Here is a 17,407-nt window from a genome sequence, read left to right on the forward strand (position 1 = left end):
GGTAATACATTGCTAGATTTAGACCAAAAAAATATTAAAATGTATAAAGGAGCTATATGTGAATCGTTGTGTACGGGGTCTAGGGAAGTTTGTTTTGTTACTCAACGCCCTAATGTTGATACTGCTGGGTGTGGAGTATACAGAGAGTGCATTGAACTGCGTGGTATTGTTGGGTATTACGAATATGCTCTTTGTAAGCTTTTTTTGGTTAGATAAAAAACGTGCATGCCAGCAAGGGCAACGGATCAGTGAGTTAGCATTGTTAATGTTGTCGTTCGCTGCTGCAAATTTATGTATGTTTGCAGCGCAATCGTTATTAAAGCATAAGTCAAAGAAGTGGCAATTTAACATTAAGCTGCTTTTATCGCTATTATGTCAAACTGCCATTTTAATCACTGCGAGTTATTGGTTATTGAGTGGTTTGGCGAGTATACGTATCGACCAGTGACCATCTGGTTTGTTTCTTTGTACTGCCTTGTCCTAAGATCCAGTATCGATAAGCTTTGTCTATTTGACCATTGGCTTTTTGAATATCGAGCCAAGCATTAATGTAACTGAGTAAGTCTAAGTTACGCTTTGCGATGGCAAAGCCCACAGGGTATTGGGTCGCGCCACCTTCTGGCACAACAACCCCAAACTCGGGGTAAAACATGCTCCATGCAAACCCTGCTTCGGCACTGATCACGAGGGCATCAAAACGTTCTGGTGCTGCAAAGTATTGCTGTAAGTTATTGAGGCGAGAAAAATGAATATTAGGGTACTGTTGAGTCACTTTATTTAAGATTGGTTCGTATTCGACATGGGCTAAATGGACATCATCAAGTTGGGTGATCTCATCTTTATGTTTAAAGCGTTGGAGTTCATGATCTTTCGTCAGTAACGCAAGTTGTAGCTGCAACACATGGTTACTAAAGCGCACTTTGGTCAAATCAACGACATTGATCTCTAACCCCGACATAGCAATGTCGAAGTAGCCTTTATTTAAATACTCATTTAATTGATGTTTTTTGAAGGGGATGAATTCAACCTCTACATGTAAATCGTCCGCGAGTCGGTGCGCTAAGCTGATATCAAATCCAACTAACTCGTTCTTTTGGTTAAAATAACTAAATGGAACGTTATCGACTAAATAACCTATTCGCAGTAGATTACGCTTTTGTATCACCTCAATATTTGTGAGCGATAATTTGCCACTTTGATACGCCTTTGGCACATGATTAAGGACATGAGCGGGGACTTTATCTGCAATAACCATGTTGGCAATCGCTTCATTGGCAGCTTGTGTATGACCTGCTAAATACGTGTTTAACGAGTAGCTGGTAAGCATAAACCCAGGTAACAATATGCTGAGTAACACCACATAATATATTGAACGAAGCCGTTTTAAATGTAATTGCTTGCGACAGTAAAAAATGCTTAAAAATACAAACGAGAAGATATAAATAACAGTGGTAGGGGATACCACCTTGGCACTGAGAACTGACATAGATAAATAAAGCTGATAACTATCTGCTGGGATTTTTAGTGTATCTAGTAAAAATGGGATCGCAATATGCACATTAGCGAAGTAACTTAACATGGCTGATAAGGTCACGTGTGGAATATCTGGAATAGTAACCGGGTTACCTGTTAACCAAGCTGCAAACATCACAAACATCAACGTGGTCAGTTTCCCAAGGCTTGGAAATGTATAGGCAATTGGCACTAATACCTCGGCGATGTGGTCTGCTTGTTCATCAGCTTGCTGGGTTTGCCGCAAATGCTCTTTAATGCCTTCTGTTATGACGGGTAATACAATGAAAACGTTACCAGTGCTAAAAGCGGTGATCCATGCGTTTCGCATCACGCCAATTAAATCGCGATATTTTATGGGCGTGAAAGCAGCAACTAGCATCGGCATAAGCACGAGCATCAAATAGAGTCCCAAGCACAACACTAGTACCCAATAAACTTGTAAATTATTGAGTTGCTCTACGCTTAAAGTGCCAGCAGTACTGGCTGTCATTGCGAATATACCAATAGGAAAGATGGCAATGATCTTTTTTGACATGACGGTAAGGCCTTGGCCAATGACTTCTAAGAAATCAAGCACAGTGGACTTGCGTTTATTGGCAATGAGTGCGCTCCCCAATGCAATACAAAATATCACTATTGCAGGTACGTTGCCTTCAGCCAACGAGGCAAATGGGTTGGCAGGAATGTATTGCTCTGCAAAGTTGATGGGAGAAGCTGGGCTGATTAATGCAGGAGAGAAGAATGTACCGGCATCATGTTGAGGTAACGTTAATGCGAAGCACCAAATAGCCGTTAAGCCGACAATCCACAAACAGAGCATTACCGTCGCAGCTTTAAACAAGATGCTTTTTACCTGTTCAGGGTTGAATTTACCCAGTCCCACAATGAGACTCACAACAATATAAGGAAATATGGTGATTTGCATCAACTTTACAAAGCCATTGCCTATGGGCTGTAAAAAAGCGACACGTTCACCAAAAATCAATCCAGTGGCGACCCCCGCTATTAAGGCCCAAAGCATCCAATTACGGTTTTTTAAAAATAAGAAAAGTGAATTCATAATACCTGTCGCTCAACAGTGGCTTTATTAAGCATAATCGAAAAATAAAAGAGCGGGGATTATAGTGTGCTAACCTGACTGGGATCTGAATTTATACCAAAAATCACTTAAAGCAGCGATAAGGCTGATATGAGCGCAATAGTACTAGCCTATATTATGAATTTTGGCTGTGTTATGGCTTTTTGACGGTGATTGGCTGATTTTCTATTCCTGCGTAAAAAACGATGATTTCAGCCGCTTCGCTGCCGGGATTGATACCATAATGCCATGTGTTTATCACTTCGGTGATGGGGTCGCCTGCGACCATATTGAGTGTTTTTCCATTTTTTGTAACCACTTTAAGCGACCCTTTAGTGAGGACACCTGCATTAATAATAGGATGTTCATGCCAAGGTATTTTCACGCCAGCTGGTATGGTTATTTTTAAAATCGTTATTTCAGGCTGGCCTTTTGGATAGTGAGGAAGCGTCTCGCCATTCCAACTTTTAGTTGTTTTTACAACGGTTTGAACTGTCACTGCGGCTTTATCATCCGCGCTTGCGGGGCTTACACAAAGCGCCATAATTAGTAATATGAGCTGGGTTGTTAAATATCTCATTGTTACCCTTTTGAGTATGGTTGTACTGATGTGATTAAAGTGACATATTTTATAAAAAGCCACAAGACATTGACTAGTAAAGACTTGTGGCTTGATTTATATAAATGTTAGTTCATTAGTTCATTGATATATTTTACGGGTGCGCTACCAAAGCTTAAAAACTCTTCATGGAAGGCTTTTAAATCAAAATCGCTACCCAGCTTTTCTTTTTGTGCTTCACGCAAGTCGTAAATTTCACGGTAGCCACTGTAATAACTGGTTAACTGTACTTGACTCAGAGTGGCTCTGCGCCACTTACCTTGGGCTTCCGCTTTTTCTTGAAATGCACCGTTCATTAGGAGATCTAATCCACCTTCTTTACTCAAACCTTCAACATGAATCGCGTAGTCTAAAATGGTGTTACAGATAACACGTAAGTTCCATTTATAATACATAAGCCACATTTCGGGTTCAAAATCTCCATAGCCCTCTTCCAGCATCATACGCTCAGTGTATACTGCCCAACCTTCGACCATTGCGCCATTACTAAACAAGCTTTTTATTAAAGAAGGAGACTTGTTTGCGTATACCAATTGTGTGTAATGACCTGGGATTGCTTCGTGAATATTTAATATTTGTAAAATCCAGTGATTATATTCACGTAGGAAAGAGCTTGCGGTTGCGTCATCCATGTCACTCATAGGCTCTACATTATAAAACGTATTGCCCTTGCTTTCATACGGGCCAGGTGAGTTAATTGATGCCATTGCATAACCACGCATATATTCAGGTGTTTTTCTTACCACAAGCGGTTTATCAGCATCTAGGGTGATCAAGTCTTTTTCTTTAACAAATGCTTCCAGTGCAGGTATTTGTTTAGATATTTCGTCAACAAACTCTTCTTTAGCCACATGCTTAACTGACAGATGCTTTATTAACTGAGATATAGCATCTCGGCTATTGCTTGGCTTTTCTGTATTTGGAAAGTACTTCGGCCATAGCTGATTGGTCAGCTTAACCATTTCACCCGTAACGCGCTCTTTATCTGCAAGGGCTTTGTGATACATTTGTTTGGCGGTATATCCAGATTGAATATCAAATGCAAATTTTTGCTCATATAATGCTTCACCAATTCTAAAAGAGCGTGCTGAATTATTATCACTTAACTCTTTCTCAAGCTGTGTTAAAAAGTCCACGTAGCCGTGAATGGCTGTTTTTGCATCCGCAAAGCGAGATTTGAATAATGCTTTTTCTTCTGGTGATAACTGAGAGTTACTCACTGTCTCTAGTAAGTCGTCCTTTAATACACTAAATGCCCCTTTGTTTTGCTGAATCGCTAATTGCGTAAACTCAAGGGTAGGGTTTTCAATGTTGTTTTGTGCTGCTTGATAATACTCAGGCACAAACTTCAAGCGGTTTAATACTAGTGTCAGCTTTTCATCGGTGCTTTTAAAGCGATTATTTAGTAATAATGCAAAGCCACCTGATACATTGTAGTTCGATGGATTCCACTGCCAGCTTTTAAAAGTATTGTTATGCCACAAGCTTAATTTTAACCGATTTTCGATGAGGTAATAATCGGTTTTTTGATTAGCCGTTAAGGTGTTTACGTCAAACTTATGAAGTGTTGCCAGTTGAGCTGTAACAAATGCGTTATTCTTCGTGCGAGTTTGCGCATTGGGAATGGTGATTATGTCATCATATTTGCCATAACCTGCGTAGCTAGAGGCTTCAGGATAATGCGCCCAATATTGCGAAATAAACGCGTTAGAGAATGTCTCGAAGCTTTGATTGATAGAAGCACTCACAGGAACTGAGGTGTGTGTGCTTTGGTTATCTGAATTACAGGCGGTTAAACCTAACGCGGCGAATAAAGCCAAACTAAGCGTAGTTTTTTTCATGGGGTTCTTTTTTCCAAAAATCGATACAGTAATAGTACCAAGGATCGCGACACATATCATGTAGCCAATACAAACCGTGGAGTAAAGACTGTTTTTTGTCTACTGTTGTTATGCAGGCTTGATATAAAATGCTAAGGGCGAAGACGAAGCTGAGTTAATCTTTTTCTAATAAGACGGCTCCAGAGTGTGCTTCGCCTAGGATGTCGTTGGGGTTATATAATGGGCAACTAGACATAGATAAGCACCCACAGCCGATACATCCTTCAACCCTAGCCCTGAGCCTTTGCATATACGCAATTTTTTCATCCAATTGCGCTTGCCATTGGGTTGATAGCCTGGCCCAGTCATTTTTATTGGGTGTTCGGCTTTGCGGTAAAGTATCGAGTGTTAGTTTGATTTCTTCAAGCGTTACGCCCATTTTTTGAGCGGCTTTAATGACGGCAATACGCCTTAATACATCTGGTTTATAGCGTCTTTGGTTACCATCATTTCGCCAGCTTCGGATCAGCCCTTTTGTTTCGTAAAAATGCAAGGTAGAAACGTTCACATCACTTCTTTTAGCAACATACCCAACAGCTAAGTTGGCATCTTGTAGTGGTTTTTTTTCCATCTAGTATTCCTTTAAATTACTTTACCTCAACCTATCTTTAGGTTTTAGCATGGGTGTTACTTTAATGCAAATAAGGAAAAATATGAAAACAATTGTTGTATATTCCAGCTCCAATAAGCAGGGTAATACGGCTGATGCTTGTAAAAAATATATAGCTCAGTCTGGTGCAGACTCTCTGTATTTAGATGACTTTATTATTCATGATTACACTTATGAGCATCGGCACACCGATGATGACTTTAGAGGTCTATTTTTAGAGATACTTGAGTATGATCATATTGTGTTTGCTTCTCCCGTGTATTGGTATGCGGTTACGCCGAGAATGAAAGCATTCTTTGATAGGATCTCGGAATATATGGATGATAAATCATTACACCCTGTGCTAAGGAGGTTGCGGGGCAAAGCTTTTTCAATTCATACTAATTCAATAAGCGACACAGCGCCTGAGCCTATGGTGGCTATGTTGATAAAGACGTGTGAATATTTGGGGATGCAAGTTAAAGAGCAAAAGCACTTTCACTACCCACAAGCTTACTGAGCAAGAGACTTATAAATATAATCAGGGCCTACGAGTGAGGCCCTGGTTTTATTGATTAAAAGTTATATCTGACGCTAAATTTAACGCTGCGCGGCATGATATAGCGGCCATTCGGCGCATCGGCATTACGGGGATCCCCTTCCGTGATCCCTTGTTTGTCGGTTAGATTATCAACAGATAATTGAAACTTAACGTGCTCTGTTGCTTCAATCATAAGACCTAGATCAATTTTGCTATAACCTTCAAGTACCACTGTATTTTCGTTATTACCGAATCGATCGTCTACCGCTGACAGTGTACCGTATGCGGTGGCAAACATATCTGCAATTTCAAATTCATAACTTGGCATAATGCGTAGCTGCCAATTAGGTTGCCTTTGACTGTCATTGCCTTGGTTCGTTGGGCTTTGAGTAATTTCAGCATCTTGCCAAGTGGCATTTAAATTAACTGATAAACCCGATTGATGGTTATAAGTATAATCAAGTTCAATGCCTAGTGCTTCATTGGTCAGAATTTCCGCGGGAGTACCTGGCTGTCGAACGAAGGTATCACCTTTGACTTCATTGGCAAATACGGTGGCAAAAAAGTCGGTGTTCTGTGACATATATTTATAGCCGATTTCGAGCTGAGAAACTTCTTTTATCAGTGACTCTCCGGCTTGGTAGGTACCATAGTTGTCTCTGAAGTCATCGAAATAAGGCATTTTGTAGCCTTTATTGACACGAGCAAATATCCCCGTGGTTTGACTTAGTTTTTGGTTTGCACCCAACGTCCATGACGTTTTTCGCTCATCATATGTCACAAACTTATTAATGATGCTATCTAACCCTTCATCAACAGAGTAGTCAACTTGATGATTTTCATTACGCAAGCCTAAATCAAAGGTCAGTGCCTCACTAAAGTGATAGGTTTGGGTGGTATAAAGCGCGATTGTTTTAGCATCGCCGGTGCTGTTGATATCATAGTTCCAATCACATCCAGCAAGACTGCGGTTACATGCAACATCATCAAGCATTTCACCCCCTGGTTTAAGAACATGATAAGCCGTATTACCCAAGCTCCACCAATCTTGCGCGGATGTGGTGGCGGTATACAAACCAAATGCGCTATCAATCTGAGAGAATGATTTACTGAATGCTAAATCATTGGTAAAAGACTCGATGTCTTTAAACACAACCCAGCGGCCGAGTTGTTGTACTGGGGTATCACCTGAATAGAGAGTGCCAGTCACTGCGCCTTTTGCGTTTTCACCGTTATCTGCAATGTCACTTAATATCGTGGCAGAACCTGACGGGACTAAGCCATGTGTGTTCGCATCGCCTTTTGTTAAACTGAATCGGTCAATGAACTGCCAACCATTATCCAGTTCTAATTTTATGCTACCGCCAGAGACATGCCCCTTCCAGCCTCTCCCTTCACCCAAATCTACTTGCATTTCATGTGCACTCGCACCAGCATAGATGGTTGCTTGTCGATTTAAGGTGCCAAGTTGTGTATAACTTGCATCAACGCCGTCAATCCCCAATGGTGTTGGCAGGTACCAAGCACCGGTATCATCAGTTTGTCGGGTATAAATATTGATCTCACCATTATCAAGCTCTTTGGTCAGATTAATAGTAAATTGTTGGCCTCGTTCTGACGTAAATTCAGCATCTCTAATACCTGAAGACCGTTTAATATATCCACCGACCATGTAATACAAGTCGTCGCTGAGTTCACCACTTAATACCGTGTCTATTCGCTGCAAGCCATAATCACTGGTGGTGTATTTGAATGTTCCCTCAGTATCTGATGAGCCGCGTTTTAGGTGGAAATTAGTTGTTAGGCCTGGCTGCCCATTTGATACAACGGGGTTTGGACCGCCACGCAAGGCTTCCATTGTGCTGATTGTTTCATCTAGACGAAAAATCGAAGAGTTTTCTAAAAAAGACAAAGTGGGAGCCGGGTAGACGGGAGAACCTTGTAAGCTAACGGTTAAAAACGGGGCATCACCACCACCAGGAAAACCGCGCACAAAAACATTTGCGCCAGATTCACCGCCCGAGCTCTCAACCCATACGCCAGGGACTGATTTGAGTAAATCTGCAGTACTTTTTGGCGACAGCTTTTCTATATGAACCGCGTCAATATTCGTGACTGCGAAGCTAGCATCGGCTTTACTTATCCCTCGACCACCAGGTGTACCTGAGACTATGATCGTTTCTATTTTTTTGGTGCCTTTGGTACTTTCTTGAGCGACAGAAGTGTTACTGAACATAGCCGATATCGCGGCTGCAATCACAGTTAACTGGCTTGATTTGCGCATGGGATTACCCCTTAGTTGTCATATGGTTCATCGTTATTATGGTGCGCCAACTTCGCTTTTAAACTCATTTTATAGTCTAAAAGTATGAAGGTTGCACAGGCGCTGAAAATAAAATAGATGTTTTTGCAAACGTTTGCAATTTATTTGTGATTTTTTTGTAGTCGAAGGGGTTAATAGTGATCAAGCTTGGTTTGATTTTTACGGTATACTCGACGAATGGTAACATGGTGCATTATATTAATACCTTGTTTTTAAAAAGCTTGTTAAGTTTTGAATGGTTTATGTTGTAAGGCGTTTAATAAATGGAACAAAAAAAGTTAAAGTTGGCTGACCTCGCTAAATTAGCGGGCGTATCAACCTCTACCGCATCAAGAGCGCTGAATAATAACCCAGTGATCAAGCAACAAACACGAGAGCATGTGCAATTGTTAGCTAAAAAATATAATTTTAGCTTGAATACCGCAGCGAGTCGTTTGAGGCTGCAAAAAACCAACGTGATAGCCGTGATCATTAATTTAGATGCACACACAGAACAGTCAATTGACGATCCGTTTTTACTCAAAGTTGTTAGCGATATAAACCAAGCGGTCAACAGGCGCGGCTATGAATTACTTTTGTCGAATTCTTATATGGCAGGCGATGACTGGCATGGCTATTTTATTGATGGTCGACGTGCTGATGGCTTGATTGTGGTTGGCCAAGGTAAGCAGCAAAAAAACATTGATACTGCAGCCAAAAATGGGGCGCCATTGGTGGTGTGGGGCGATCCAAAAACCCCCAGCAATTATCCCATCGTTGGGAGTAACAATTATGTTGGTGGTTATCAAGCTACCATGCATCTATTAGAGCAAGGTGCGTCTAAGTTACTGTTTTTAGGTGATTCAGGGCATGCTGAAATAGGGGAGCGGTATAGAGGTTTTAACAATGCGCTCGAAGCACATCAAGCAAAAGGAGCCGCTAAGCTACTAAAAATTGATATTACTAGCCAAGCAGCTTATACCGCTATTAATAACCTACTCAGAGGCGAAGGATTAAATTTCGATGGGATTGTAGCGTGTAGTGATATGGTGGCTTTAGGGGCATTAAAGGCACTGAAAGAGCGTTATGTCAGTGTCCCAAATGATGTTCGTATTGTTGGTTTTGATGATATCGCAATGGCAGATATATCACACCCTTCGCTGTCTAGCGTTAAACAGAACACCCGGGAAGCGGCTAAATTACTGGTAGATAAGTTACTGAACCAATTAAACGGCGAAGAGTGTATGTCTCAAGAGGTTGAAATTGAACTCGTTTGCAGGCAATCGAGTCAGTAATTGATAGAGCTGTAGTGGCAAATAGTGCCCACTGCAATTGCAAACGTTTGCAAAGTGTTTTTAATGCCGCTAGACTAAATATCAATAATAACTCGTCATGGGCCTCATATGGACGCACCTAACTCCGGTGAACTAACAGAACGTTATCAGTCGATGCAGCGAACTCGGATCATCGTTGCAATAGCGATGTGCTACTTTTTATTTGCCGTGCTGCTTAACAGCGTGGGTACCGTTATTTTGCAATCGATAAATAGTTTTTCGATTAGCAAGGTTGAAGCGGCAAGCCTTGAAGGGTTTAAAGATTTGTCCATCGCTCTGGTGTCTTTTTTAGTTGCATCTGTGCTCCCCCGAGTAGGCTTTAAGCTTGCTTTATTACTCGCGTTATCTTGTGTGATGAGTGTGTGTTTACTGATCCCATCATTGGGAGAGTTTTATGCGTTTAAATTGTTGTTTGCTGTGGTTGGGTGTGCGTTTGCCGTTGTAAAAGTGAGTGTGTATGCACTCATAGGCCAGTTAAGCGATTCTACTTCTGCACACTCTGCGTTACTTAACACCATTGAAGGTATTTTCATGGTGGGGGTATTAAGTGGCTATTGGATTTTTAGCTACTTTATTTCAGAGCCCTCATCAGTGGGCAGTAACGCTTGGCTCAATGTATATTATTTATTGGCAGCTTTGACTGGGCTATGTGTGCTTTGTGTGACTTTAGCACCGATCAAGCCTGAGCAAACTGACAATCACGTACCTTTTATAAAAGCATTTATTGATATGTTGAAATTGGCTTATCAGCCGTTGGTTCTTATATTTGTGATATCTGCATTTTTGTACGTCGTTATTGAGCAGGGCGTAGGGACTTGGCTTCCCACTTTTAACAATCAAATATTGCACTTACCAGTAGATGTTAGTGTGCAGCTCACGAGTATTTTCGCCGCTTGCTTAGCATTGGGGCGATTATTGGCCGGTCAGGTGCTCAAGGTGATCAGTTGGTATGTCTTACTCAATATAAGCTTAGTGTGTATGGCTGTGCTTATCTTATTGACATTACCCCTTACTCAAAACCTCATAGCAATGCCAGTTTCATCTGTTTTTGAAGCGCCTATGGCAGCCTATTTAATGCCATTAATTGGATTGTTTATGGCGCCAATTTACCCTTTGCTGAACTCGGTAATACTGAGTAGTTTACCCACCTCGAAACATGCGGCGATGACGGGCTTGATTGTGGTTTTTTCAGCGCTAGGAGGCACTTCAGGGTCATTGATCACAGGATATATGTTTGACAATTTCACAGGGCAGCATGCGTTTTATAGTGCATTACTTCCCATTGCGATGTTATTTGCAACGGTGGCTTTATTTAAAAGGCGCATAGCGCACACCACAGCTTCAATCTAATAAGAGTTAAATACCTGATGAAATTCGAATGTAGTACGTTGTTTATCGATGTTCAAAAAAGTGCCTTATTTAAAGACAGTAAAACATTTGCTGATGCGATACCGAATGTCAGTTGGCAGCATGCAGAAGAGGGTTATTTAGCATGTAAACCAAAGAACAAGGCTGAATTAACACGTTTTATTGCATCTCAATTTAGTTTTGCAGCCAACTGCGAGCTTGATGAGCTACATGGTATTGAGTCTGTTCAGGATTATATTACAGCACTGTGGACACGTTTACAGCGCCCAGCAATGACGCAGGATGAAGGCTCTTTACTGGCGTTACCGCATAGTTACATTGTGCCTGGTGGACGTTTTAACGAAATATACTACTGGGACAGCTATTTTACCGCTTTAGGTTTAGAAGATAGAGGCGATATTGAGCAAATAGAGGCGATGGTCGATAATTTTATTGACCTAATAGCGCGATTTGATTGTGTCCCTAATGGTAATCGACTTTACTACACTAGCCGGTCTCAGCCCCCTGTTTTGTCGTTAATGGTCGAGATGTTATTACCTTATAAAAAACAGGATCATGATTGGCTGCTAAAAGTGACCAATGCGATGAAAGCTGAACACGATTTTTGGCACAGAGGTGAAGCATTATTGAATGCAAAATACACCTCGCACAAACGCGTTGTACGCGTTAATGAGGCGGTGATATTGAATCGCTTTTGGGATGACAATGCAACACCAAGGCCTGAATCGTATAAAGAAGACGTTCAGTTAGCGGCACAGTTGAGTGAACCTGAAAAAGGTCATTTTTATCGTAATATTCGTGCTGCATGTGAGTCTGGGTGGGATTTTAGTGCGCGCTGGCTTGATGATGGCGTAAATCTATCAACAATTAACACGACTAATCGAATTCCGATCGACTTAAATTGTTTGCTTTATAAATTAGAAACGATGATCAGCACGTGTTGTTCAGCATTAGGTGAACGTAATTTGAGTGCTGAGTTTGAAATGCGTGCGCTACAGCGAAAATTAGCCATTAATGAATTACTGTGGTGTGACACATCGAAGTTTTACTTTGATTTTGATTTGCCTTGTGGACAGTTGAGTCCTGTATTGAGCTTAGCATCTTGTGTGCCTCTTTTTACGGGGATTTGTGATGCTACTCAAGCAAAATATATTGCAGATCGTTTAGCGAGTGACTTTTTAAAAGAAGGCGGGCTTGTTAGTTGTTTAAGTGAAACCGAAGAACAATGGGATAGTCCTAATGGCTGGGCTCCACAACAGTGGTTTGCCGTCAAAGGCCTGCTTGATTATGGTCATAACGCGCTCGCTGATAAGATAAGGCTTCGTTGGATCACAATGATTGAAATGGACTTTAAGAGCCGTGGGTGTTTATTAGAAAAGTACAATGTAGTCTCACCAAACCAAACCGCAGGTGGTGGAGAATATCAAGTACAACAGGGATTTGGCTGGACTAATGGCGTAACGAGTCGCTTTTATAATTTATCCAAGTAATGATGATATGGGTGGTAGTAGAACACCCATGTAAACTTTAAGTTTCTATTCGTTGCAATACTTTTTCTTTATCGTTTCACTCTGTTTATTTATTTTCATTACTTTGTGTTTTATAAGTATAAGTTTATGAATTAATTGAAATATAACTTCACTCATGTCACGCTTGTTTTAAAATATCATCTTATCGTATTTGACTGTAACAGAGCCCGTATTTTGGTAACTGAGCTTGGTCTGAATTAAATGGTTTTGGTTAAACGCCCAGCAATTCATCTATGTGCTTCTATACTGTTAAAGTCAAATGTCATTTCGGAGTCAATGATGAAGTTAATTGCGTATAGTTTACTAACAGTGTGTGCCAGTATATCAAGTGCTTACGCCAGTGAGAGTAACGATTGGTCTTGGCAACCTATGAATACTGTTGTTAATAAAGGTGCTGTGAATGTTGTAGACAATGAGCTTCTATTTACTTTAGATGCTGAAAAAGTACAAAAAGATTTAATGTCCGTTGCTTTAAATGATCAAATAAAACAGATCTCTTTGCCTTCATTGAGTGGTCAGTTTAAGCAGTTCACGATATTGCATGATTCGATTATGGCAATAGGCTTACAGCGTAAATTCCCTTCGATTCGGAGTTTTGAGGTAAGGCAAGTAGACAACGAAAATAATACTGGTCGATTTGATATAGGACCAAATGGTGTGCATGGAATGTACGTTGTTAATGGTGAACGCGTTTACTTAGACACAATAGACAGTGGTGTAGTAAAGCTCTATAAGAAAACGATAAAGCAACAAGCGTGGCAAGATAAAGTACTTAAACCAGACGTAGCACAGTTATCGGCAAAGAATAAAGAGTCTCGAGGCCCTTTGATAGCGAATGGTGGAAACGTTGATTTTGTGACTTATCGACTAGCTGTAACCACCAGTGATGAATATACCAGCTTCTTTGGCGGCAAAGTGGGAGCAATGAATGGTATCGTGACGACTATCAATCGGGTTAACGAGGTTTTTAAAACGGATTTAGCCGTTAAGTTAGAATTGATCGCAAATAATGACACGCTCATTTTTGAAGCGAATGACCCTTACGACAATGGTAATGCAGACGACACTTTAGGCATTGTACAGACTCAAATAGATACATTAATTGGCACTGATAATTACGATGTGGGGCATTTGATGGCAACCTCTGGAGCTGGCCTAGCTGGGTTAGGTGTTGTCTGTTCACAAAGCGCAAAGGCATGGGGAATGACGGGGATATCAACCCCACAAGGCGATGCGTATGACGTTGATTATGTCGCACATGAAATAGGGCATCAATTTGGTGCGAATCACACTTACAATGGCTCAAGTGGTTCGTGTAATACGCAAGAAAGTTCTGCGGCATATGAACCGGGCAGTGGTGTTACAATCATGAGTTACGCAGGTATCTGTGGTGATGATAATTTAGCGCAAAATTCCATTGCGATGTTCCACTCTCATAGTATCGATGAGATGAATACACATGTTACAACAGGATCTGGCTCAACCTGTGGTACGCCAACGAATATAGGTAATAATGCGCCTATTGCAAATGCGAATGCCGATCATACAATCCCAATAAATACGCCCTTTGTACTAACGGGCTCGGCGACGGATCAAAATAGCGCCAACACATTGAGTTATGCTTGGGAACAAATGGATTTAGGTGCCACTACGGCTGGAGCGGATCAGCTAATTGATAACGGTGAAGGGCCATTATTTAGACCTTATTTACCAAGTGCTGGGGCTGTGCGTTATTTTCCTAGATTAGAAGATGTGTTAGCGAACACAACGGCAAAAGGTGAAGCCTATCCTACAACGAATCGGGTAATGAATTTTCGCTTGGTGGTCAGAGATGGTGAAGGTGGTGTCAATTATGATGCAATGACGGTGACTTCCACGACATCGGCTGGGCCGTTTTCTGTTACGGCTCCCACGTCTGCGACACAGCTGAATGACAGCAGCTCAGTGAATGTAACATGGAATGTTGCAAGTACAGATCAGGCCCCCGTATCGTGTGACAATGTTGATATAATGCAATCTACAAGTAGTACATCATTTGACCAAGTGCTTTTATCTAATACGCCTAATGATGGTGCTGAAACTGTTAACCTTGCAGGTAGCGCAGATGGTAAAGCACGGATCATGATAAAATGTAGTTCTGGGGTGTTTTATGCACTATCTCAGGAGTTCCAGTTAGGTAATATTATTTCAATAACGGGCCAACAAACACTGAGTATGAATGAAGACTCAAGCTTGTTGATAACGCCGGCAATGTTCACAGTGGTTAATGAGCAGGCCGATGCGACCTTAACGGTGAGTTTATCTGCGGGCAGTAATTACACCATCAATGGTGAAACTGTGACACCGAGTGCAAATTTCTTTGGTGAGCTAACCGTCCCTGTCAAAGTGAGCGATGGCAGTAATACAAGCGTTGCATTTTTGGCGAAGATAACGGTTGCCCCCGTAAATGATGCACCTTCTATTTTAGGACAGCAGAGTATCTCTGTTAATGAAGATATGCCTATGACGCTGGCTTTAAGTCAGTTTTTAATCACCGACGTAGACAGTTCAGTACTCACTTTAACAGCACAGGGGGGAGATAATTATACGCTTGATGGTTTAACTCTAATGCCTACGGCTAACTATAATGGTTCACTTACAGTGCCTATTTCGGTAGCTGACGATACGGGGGCGTTAGACAACTTTAGTGCACAAATAACCGTGATTGCTGTAAATGACGCGCCGATTGCTGCTGCTGATACTGGATCTGTAGTGCAAGGTGAAACTCTACAATTAAACGTGTTGAGTAATGATACGGATATTGATAGTACTGAGTTAACAATTAACTCAGTTGAGTACTCTGGCACCGGAACTGTCACCATAAGTAACAATATGCTGGAGTATGTTGCAAGTGCTGAATTTACTGGGCAAGAGCAATTTACGTATGAAGTAGTTGATGGCAATGGAGGGTCAGCTATGGGAGAGGTTACTATTGAAGTTACACAAATGAGTGTAACTCCCACTAACCCCACGACACCAACAACACCTACTGAGCCTTCTACCGGTGATGATAGCGGCAGCAGTGGAACACTCTCGTTTGTTTGGTTGCTATATATGTTAGTGGCTTTACGACGCTTAAGGTCTATGAGGTGATAAGATATGTTTAAATATACATTACCTTTTTATATGTGTTTATTAGCAGGGTGCGCCGCGAGCGGACCTGCTGATAAAAACATTGTTCCTGAACTGGTCAATGAAAATAGGCCTTTGATATGGTTTAGTGAGCACAATGTCGACGAGGTCTTGTCATTACACCAACAACAGCAGTCTTTAGGCCTAATTGCTTTAAGTAGACGAGGGTATTTCTACCCTAAAATTGGTATGGCTCGTAAGCCGCTTACGCTACAAGATAATTGTGTAACATGGCTGTTAGCAAGCTCGTCAGATATAGTCAACGATAAGCAAGGGAAAGCGCTACAGGCTGCTCAACAGCAGTTTGCGGCTAAGTTTAATATGGCAATGGCACCGAAGTGCTTAAAGTAAGGTTTAGTTAAAAAGTAAGAAGTGTCATAAAGGTCAAATCTATTTTATTTGGCCTTTTATTTACACATAATATATTTACTGAGCAACGCGTTACTATCAAAACTGTCTATAGTTACATGAACGATTGAGGTAATTATATGGTCGACATTAAAAGCTGCTTTGTGAAATCCCCCCATCCATTTTTTGATTGTCAGAAGTGGCAACAATTAGTAAATACATTAGCTGAGCTTTATAACGCAGCGAGTGGCACGATAGTGCAATTCAGAGAGAACGAGTTTAATGTTGTGGCGACCAGCTCGAATGATGACAACTTCTTAACGCAAAATAGTAATTGGCCTTGGGAGATGCGCAGTTTTTGTCGGCATATGATGGAAACCAAGCAGTCACTGTATGTGAAAGATGCGGTTAATCATGAAATGTGGTGTCAAGTTCAACCTGTCAGTGAAGGGCCTGTACGCTCATATTTAGGCTTTCCACTGTTTTGGCCTGATGGGGAGCTATTTGGCTCCATATGCGTTATTGATACAAAAAAGACGGATTACCCAGATATTTTGGTGCAGCTATTATCGCAGTTCAAGTCATTAATTGAAGGTGATTTACAGAGAATAGTCGATTATGAAGTGGTTAAGTCACTCGCATTGGAAGATCAGCTAACAGGGTTACATAATTTACGTGGGTTGAATGTGTTAGGCCAACAGAGAATAAAAGATGCACATCGATTTATGCAACATGTGGCCATTGTGTATTTAGATATTGATAATTTAAAACAAATGAATGATGAATATGGTCATCATAGTGGCGACTTGTGTATTGTTGAATTAGCTAAAGTCTTAAAATCAGTGACACGGGATGCAGACATAAGAGCCAGAGTGGGAGGGGATGAGTTCGTTGTGATGCTGTTATCTTCAAGCGAGGAGTTTGTATCGCAATGGTGTCGACGTCTAATTGATAAATATGATGCTGCGTTGGAGAAGCTATCTTATCAGCACGAAGTGAGTGTCAGCGTTGGGTATGGTATTTATGACCCTATTGATGAAGTACCCCTTGAAAAAATGGTGCAGCTAAGTGACAACGTAATGTATGCCAACAAGCAAGCAAAAAAGCGGGCTTAGTCAGACCTTGTTATCAAG

General features: G+C 41.2%; 13 protein-coding genes. 8 read left to right on the forward strand and 5 right to left on the reverse strand.

What is annotated here, in order from left to right:
- The first annotated feature begins 58 nt into the window (after positions 1-58).
- Positions 59-448, forward strand: a complete 390-nt coding sequence (locus BGP78_RS21360) for a DUF1294 domain-containing protein (RefSeq protein ID WP_119863288.1) — start codon at positions 59-61, stop codon at positions 446-448.
- On the opposite strand, the gene BGP78_RS21365 is transcribed toward BGP78_RS21360, so the two are convergent.
- From BGP78_RS21365 to soxR, 4 genes are all read right to left on the reverse strand, one after another.
- Positions 410-2,575, reverse strand: coding sequence for a cation:dicarboxylate symporter family transporter (locus tag BGP78_RS21365; protein WP_259386409.1), 2,166 nt, complete (start codon positions 2,573-2,575; stop codon positions 410-412). The genes BGP78_RS21360 and BGP78_RS21365 overlap by 39 nt on opposite strands.
- Positions 2,576-2,747: 172 nt before the next feature.
- The gene (locus tag BGP78_RS21370; protein WP_119863289.1) at positions 2,748-3,173 is read right to left on the reverse strand and encodes a cupin domain-containing protein; all 426 of its coding nucleotides are present in this window, start codon (positions 3,171-3,173) and stop codon (positions 2,748-2,750) included.
- A gap of 107 nt (positions 3,174-3,280) precedes the next feature.
- A complete protein-coding gene (locus tag BGP78_RS21375) occupies positions 3,281-5,053 on the reverse strand; it encodes a DUF885 domain-containing protein (protein WP_119863290.1) in 1,773 nt (590 codons plus the stop codon).
- Positions 5,054-5,207: 154 nt separating this feature from the next.
- Complete coding sequence (soxR, locus tag BGP78_RS21380) at positions 5,208-5,663, reverse strand: redox-sensitive transcriptional activator SoxR (protein ID WP_119863291.1); 456 nt, start codon at positions 5,661-5,663, stop codon at positions 5,208-5,210.
- A gap of 82 nt (positions 5,664-5,745) precedes the next feature.
- Between soxR and BGP78_RS21385 the strand changes: the two genes are divergently transcribed.
- Positions 5,746-6,201, forward strand: coding sequence for a flavodoxin family protein (locus tag BGP78_RS21385; protein WP_119863358.1), 456 nt, complete (start codon positions 5,746-5,748; stop codon positions 6,199-6,201).
- 55 nt (positions 6,202-6,256) lie between these two features.
- Here BGP78_RS21385 and BGP78_RS21390 read toward each other — a convergent pair whose 3' ends face one another.
- Complete coding sequence (locus tag BGP78_RS21390; RefSeq protein WP_119863292.1) at positions 6,257-8,506, reverse strand: TonB-dependent receptor; 2,250 nt, start codon at positions 8,504-8,506, stop codon at positions 6,257-6,259.
- A gap of 302 nt (positions 8,507-8,808) precedes the next feature.
- On the opposite strand from BGP78_RS21390, the gene BGP78_RS21395 reads away from it, so the two are divergent.
- The 6 genes from BGP78_RS21395 (at position 8,809) to BGP78_RS21420 (ending at position 17,389) form a co-directional block, all read left to right on the forward strand.
- Positions 8,809-9,819, forward strand: coding sequence for a LacI family DNA-binding transcriptional regulator (locus BGP78_RS21395; protein ID WP_119863293.1), 1,011 nt, complete (start codon positions 8,809-8,811; stop codon positions 9,817-9,819).
- A 153-nt stretch (positions 9,820-9,972) separates the two neighbouring features.
- Complete coding sequence (locus BGP78_RS21400) at positions 9,973-11,208, forward strand: sugar MFS transporter (protein ID WP_119863359.1); 1,236 nt, start codon at positions 9,973-9,975, stop codon at positions 11,206-11,208.
- Between the two features lie 17 nt (positions 11,209-11,225).
- Complete coding sequence (locus tag BGP78_RS21405; RefSeq protein ID WP_119863294.1) at positions 11,226-12,716, forward strand: trehalase family glycosidase; 1,491 nt, start codon at positions 11,226-11,228, stop codon at positions 12,714-12,716.
- Positions 12,717-13,031: 315 nt separating this feature from the next.
- Positions 13,032-15,887 carry a tandem-95 repeat protein gene (locus BGP78_RS21410; protein ID WP_182912357.1) on the forward strand — a complete coding sequence of 952 codons (2,856 nt, stop codon included), beginning with the start codon at positions 13,032-13,034 and terminating at the stop codon, positions 15,885-15,887.
- 6 nt (positions 15,888-15,893) lie between these two features.
- On the forward strand, positions 15,894-16,277 hold the full coding sequence (locus tag BGP78_RS21415; RefSeq protein WP_119863296.1) for a hypothetical protein: 384 nt from the start codon (positions 15,894-15,896) through the stop codon (positions 16,275-16,277).
- Positions 16,278-16,414: 137 nt separating this feature from the next.
- Positions 16,415-17,389 (forward strand): sensor domain-containing diguanylate cyclase, encoded by a 975-nt coding sequence (locus BGP78_RS21420; protein ID WP_119863297.1) that lies wholly within the window; start codon positions 16,415-16,417, stop codon positions 17,387-17,389.
- Positions 17,390-17,407: the final 18 nt, after the last annotated feature.

Origin of the sequence: Pseudoalteromonas sp. MSK9-3 (assembly GCF_003590335.1) — a bacterium.
In the GTDB taxonomy this organism is placed as follows: Bacteria; Pseudomonadota; Gammaproteobacteria; order Enterobacterales; family Alteromonadaceae; genus Pseudoalteromonas.

Excerpts from the sequence above, each read along its gene's own strand:
- BGP78_RS21400 (WP_119863359.1), top strand. The coding sequence starts at position 9,973 with ATGCAGCGAACTCGGATCATCGTTGCAATAGCGATGTGCTACTTTTTA.
- BGP78_RS21410 (WP_182912357.1), top strand. The coding sequence starts at position 13,032 with ATGATGAAGTTAATTGCGTATAGTTTACTAACAGTGTGTGCCAGTATA.
- BGP78_RS21420 (WP_119863297.1), top strand. The coding sequence starts at position 16,415 with ATGGTCGACATTAAAAGCTGCTTTGTGAAATCCCCCCATCCATTTTTT.
- soxR (WP_119863291.1), bottom strand. The coding sequence starts at position 5,663 with ATGGAAAAAAAACCACTACAAGATGCCAACTTAGCTGTTGGGTATGTT.
- BGP78_RS21405 (WP_119863294.1), top strand. The coding sequence starts at position 11,226 with ATGAAATTCGAATGTAGTACGTTGTTTATCGATGTTCAAAAAAGTGCC.
- BGP78_RS21395 (WP_119863293.1), top strand. The coding sequence starts at position 8,809 with ATGGAACAAAAAAAGTTAAAGTTGGCTGACCTCGCTAAATTAGCGGGC.
- BGP78_RS21365 (WP_259386409.1), bottom strand. The coding sequence starts at position 2,575 with ATGAATTCACTTTTCTTATTTTTAAAAAACCGTAATTGGATGCTTTGG.
- BGP78_RS21375 (WP_119863290.1), bottom strand. The coding sequence starts at position 5,053 with ATGAAAAAAACTACGCTTAGTTTGGCTTTATTCGCCGCGTTAGGTTTA.
- BGP78_RS21385 (WP_119863358.1), top strand. The coding sequence starts at position 5,746 with ATGAAAACAATTGTTGTATATTCCAGCTCCAATAAGCAGGGTAATACG.
- BGP78_RS21415 (WP_119863296.1), top strand. The coding sequence starts at position 15,894 with ATGTTTAAATATACATTACCTTTTTATATGTGTTTATTAGCAGGGTGC.
- BGP78_RS21370 (WP_119863289.1), bottom strand. The coding sequence starts at position 3,173 with ATGAGATATTTAACAACCCAGCTCATATTACTAATTATGGCGCTTTGT.
- BGP78_RS21390 (WP_119863292.1), bottom strand. The coding sequence starts at position 8,506 with ATGCGCAAATCAAGCCAGTTAACTGTGATTGCAGCCGCGATATCGGCT.